General features: G+C 36.4%; 3 protein-coding genes. 1 reads left to right on the top strand and 2 read right to left on the bottom strand.

What is annotated here, in order from left to right:
* Nucleotides 1-577 precede the first annotated feature (577 nt).
* Nucleotides 578-724 carry a hypothetical protein gene (locus H7N67_RS07790; RefSeq protein ID WP_232263053.1) on the top strand — a complete coding sequence of 49 codons (147 nt, stop codon included), beginning with the start codon at nucleotides 578-580 and terminating at the stop codon, nucleotides 722-724.
* A 61-nt stretch (nucleotides 725-785) separates the two neighbouring features.
* Here H7N67_RS07790 and H7N67_RS07785 read toward each other — a convergent pair whose 3' ends face one another.
* Together H7N67_RS07785 and H7N67_RS07780 are read right to left on the bottom strand one after the other, a co-directional pair.
* Entirely contained in the window at nucleotides 786-1490 is a 705-nt protein-coding gene (locus tag H7N67_RS07785) for a Fic family protein (RefSeq protein WP_187939606.1), read from the bottom strand.
* Nucleotides 1491-1500: 10 nt separating this feature from the next.
* On the bottom strand, nucleotides 1501-3012 hold the full coding sequence (locus H7N67_RS07780) for a replication initiation protein (protein ID WP_187939605.1): 1512 nt from the start codon (nucleotides 3010-3012) through the stop codon (nucleotides 1501-1503).
* Nucleotides 3013-3639 lie beyond the last annotated feature (627 nt).

Here is a 3639-nt window from a genome sequence, read left to right as displayed (position 1 = left end):
TCACGCGCGCGCATGCGAGTAAAACATGTAAAAAACAGCATGCTGTTTAAAACATGTAAACAAAAACAACGCGCATGACGCGCTACATATTTTGGGGTTTTAGTTTTTAGGTGTTTTTTAGCCTAACGCCAGGTTTGCACTATCTTGTTTGATTTGCTGACGCAAAACAGCTTCGGCTAACGCCTACGCTTTCAAACTGCGATGCGCTTTTGTCCATGCTTCGCTAACGCTTCGCTTGTTGGTGTTTGCTTGCCAGCAAACAATCGGTCTAAAACCGCCTAGCGAGCGTTAGCGAGCAAAATGAGCGGTTTTAGTAGGGTTTAGTATGGGTTAGATTGTAAGCCGAAGTTATATGCGCTTTTAGGTGCTAAACAAGTAGGATTGGCTAAATGGTTAGCGACTAAAAGGGATTTTAGTTGTTTTTTGCTTGTATTTTTCGTTTTAAGCGATTTTTAGCGTTTAGGCGATGAGTTAGTCGGTTTTTGATTAAAAAAACGAATTAAGGCTAAAAAAACGCAAAAGAAAGGGGGTTTTGGTTTGAAAAAAAGACCAAAACAAGGTTTTTGAAGACTTGAACATGAAATCTATGCAAAAACTTTGGGGCAAGAAAGTGAGCGATATAGATTTTAGCGAGTTTGTGAAAATCCTTGAAAACAAGACTCATGTCGGTGAATTACCCAATCGCTTTAGCGGTTGGGCTTTTTCTTGCTTCATAGCTCCGTGAAACCACCTACAACTAAAAACGCAAAAAACAAAAGCACACAAGCAAAAATAAGCGGTTTCACTCAAGAAAAGAAATAGCTAACCATTTCATTGAAATTGTCTTGACTTTGCAAAATGGTGTCTTTCAAATAACCTTTTGTGTTGTCATATTCTCTAATGCCCCTATAGTAAAAAGCTTTGTGTTCGTTTTCTATGATGAAAGGCATGATATTGTTTTTCAAGCATTCTTTGAACATCACTAATCGCCCCACCCTACCATTGCCATCACTAAAAGGGTGTATCTTTTCAAAAGCCACATGAAAATCTATGATGTTTTCCAAACTTGTTGCAGTCAGGCTGTGGTAGCGTTGCAAAAGATTTGTTAATTCGCTTTCAACTAATTTGGGTCTTGTTGTAGTGCTATTGCCTACAAAATTAGGGTGTTTTTTAAAATTACCAATAATTTCATCAGAGCAATTATTTTTTAAGATTTTGTGTAAAGTCTTAAGGTATTCTAAACTCAAAGGTTCTCTATAGCTTTCAAGCAAATAATTCACGCATTCAAAATGATTGATAGTTTCAAAAATATCATCAAGTTTAATATTTTCGTTTTTTTCAGTTATAAGAGCGGATTTATCAAAAATATTAGCGGTTTGTTCGTAGGTCAAACTGCTTCCCTCAATGCGATTAGAATTGTAAGAAAATTTAATTTGGATTAAGTGATAAATGCCATTTTTAATAGCATTCTTTCTTTCATAATTCAGTTTTTCTATGAGTTTGGCAATCATGGTGTTTTTTCTAACGATAGTGTTTCTTGAACCAATTCTTCAAATGTTTTTCATCGTTAGCGATGAAAGGTTTTAGAAGTTTGTCAGGCTTGTCCACATCTTGGACTGAAACACAGATCCGATTGTCATTCAATTTGACAATGTTAGTGATCTTTAGGTAGTTGTTGATCCCCTCAGGACATTGATCCACATTGAAATTAGTGATGTGGATCGTTTTGCCAATGTATTCATCAAATTTCTTAATGGGTTTGTTAGTGATAGGGTGGATATTAGGGGGATCAATTTCTTCTAGCAAGCTGTCTTTTTTCAGGCTGTATCCATTAACAAACAGAAGTTCCAAAGCGAATGTCTTGTTGGATACAAGGAATTTTTGAGAATTTTTGTTAGTCAAAACATGCAAAAACATTTGATTCTTTTCAAAAGTGGCGTTGTCAATCTTTAAAATAGTCCCATTGTTGTGCCTGAATTGATAGCCGATCAAGGTTTTCAATTCAAGAAACCTAGCTTCTATAGTGGCTTTTGCGCTTCTTTTAGCGATTTGGTTGTGAATATCCCATGCTATGAGCTTGATGTCTCTTTGAGTGCGTTGCTTGTCTTTTTGTTTTTGTTTCTTATTTTCGCCTTTGGGCAATTGTTCAAAATAAAAATCAATGTGGGTTACCTTGCGTTTGTCATGGCTTCGGCGTTCCTTTTTGTAGCTCAAGTGTTCAAAAGGATAGATTTTATGGAGTTCTTTGATGGCTGGAGTTAAGACTTTTTGATCGATGTTTTCCATTTTGTAATCTTTTGGAATGTCTAAAAGCTCCCTGAATTGAGACCATTCCACGCTCAAAATCCCTGTGCTTTTGTATTGCTTGAGCAAGCGATAGAGCGTTTTAGCGTATTTGCCTCTCACTCTTTGGAATTCCAAGAGATTGAAAGAAGTGTATTGACCCATGCCTAGATTGTTGAGCAAGTATTGGTAGTTATCATTGAGTTGGATTTCTAAATACTTTAAATCTTTACTGGGTTTGTTTAATTCAATTTTACAACGACTAAAAAGCATGTAATTTTCTTGAATGATTGAAGTTTCTGTTTCGCTAATTTTCCAAAAATCAGCGGTTTTAATGCTATCCCATAGCTTAATAACAACTTCTGATAAGCGCTCATTAGAAATATCTATGTTTAGCATGCGCTTTAAATCTTGCGGTTCAAAACGAATGAGGGTGTTCCCTTGATCTTTAAGCCTTTGAAAAATAGCGAATAAAAGATTGGCTTCCCTTTCGCTCAATTTCCCTAGATTGACCTTATTAGCGTTATTGTGGTAGGTGATATAGGTTTTATCTTTAGGGGTTGTAACCACTAAATCTTTGCATGGTGTGGGGGTGGTTTGTGGCGCTTTGAGTGGTGTGGGTTTTTCTTTTAGAGTGGGTTCTAATTCTTCTTTTTTAATTTCATGCTTTGATAGTAATTCTTTGATTGTTTGTGGGAGTGCATCTAATATTTTTAACGCTTTTTGTAAGTCTGATTGATCAAATTCCACTCTATACTCCTTATCTTTTGGTGTATAATAAGTGTGATCGTATCAGTATGCTTATAACGAGCCAACCCCCATAAACAAGGGGTTAGACCACGAATAAGCCTAATATAGCAATTGTGCGAGAATTACTAATACTAGGACTAATACGACAAATACTTTCACATTGATACCTCCTAACGAGGTGTCGCCCTCTCTATCCTCCAACCCACTAACTCAACCAAGTCAAGCTAATTGCTCCAAATTTTGCCGCACATAGGAAATACCGCTACAAAAGCATCTTCACACGCTGTTATTATAGCTAAAAATTGTTAATAATCATAACTTTAAAATAAAGAAGTTCTGTTATCGTTGGCAAGAAGTTCTGTTATCGTTGGCAAGAAGTTCTGTTATCGTTGGCAAGAAGTTCTGTTATCGTTGGCAAGAAGTTCTGTTATATTCATTTTCACCCCAAAAATGAGAAACCCTACAGCTTCGTTATTTAGGCTATTCCAACCCCCAATCCCTCACGCGCGCGCATGCGAGTAAAACATGTAAAAAACAGCATGCTGTTTAAAACATGTAAACAAAAACAACGCGCATGACGCGCTACATATTTTGGGGTTTTAGTTTTTAGGTGTTTTTTAGCCTAAC

It is taken from the genome of Helicobacter pylori (assembly GCF_014498195.1).
In the GTDB taxonomy this organism is placed as follows: domain Bacteria; phylum Campylobacterota; class Campylobacteria; order Campylobacterales; family Helicobacteraceae; genus Helicobacter; species Helicobacter pylori_DO.
The sequence above is the reverse complement of the archived record's forward strand: the minus strand, read 5'-3'. Positions and strand labels throughout refer to the sequence as shown.

Coding starts and splice junctions, on each gene's coding strand:
- H7N67_RS07790 (WP_232263053.1), top strand. CDS start 578: ATGAAATCTATGCAAAAACTTTGGGGCAAGAAAGTGAGCGATATAGAT.
- H7N67_RS07785 (WP_187939606.1), bottom strand. CDS start 1,490: ATGATTGCCAAACTCATAGAAAAACTGAATTATGAAAGAAAGAATGCT.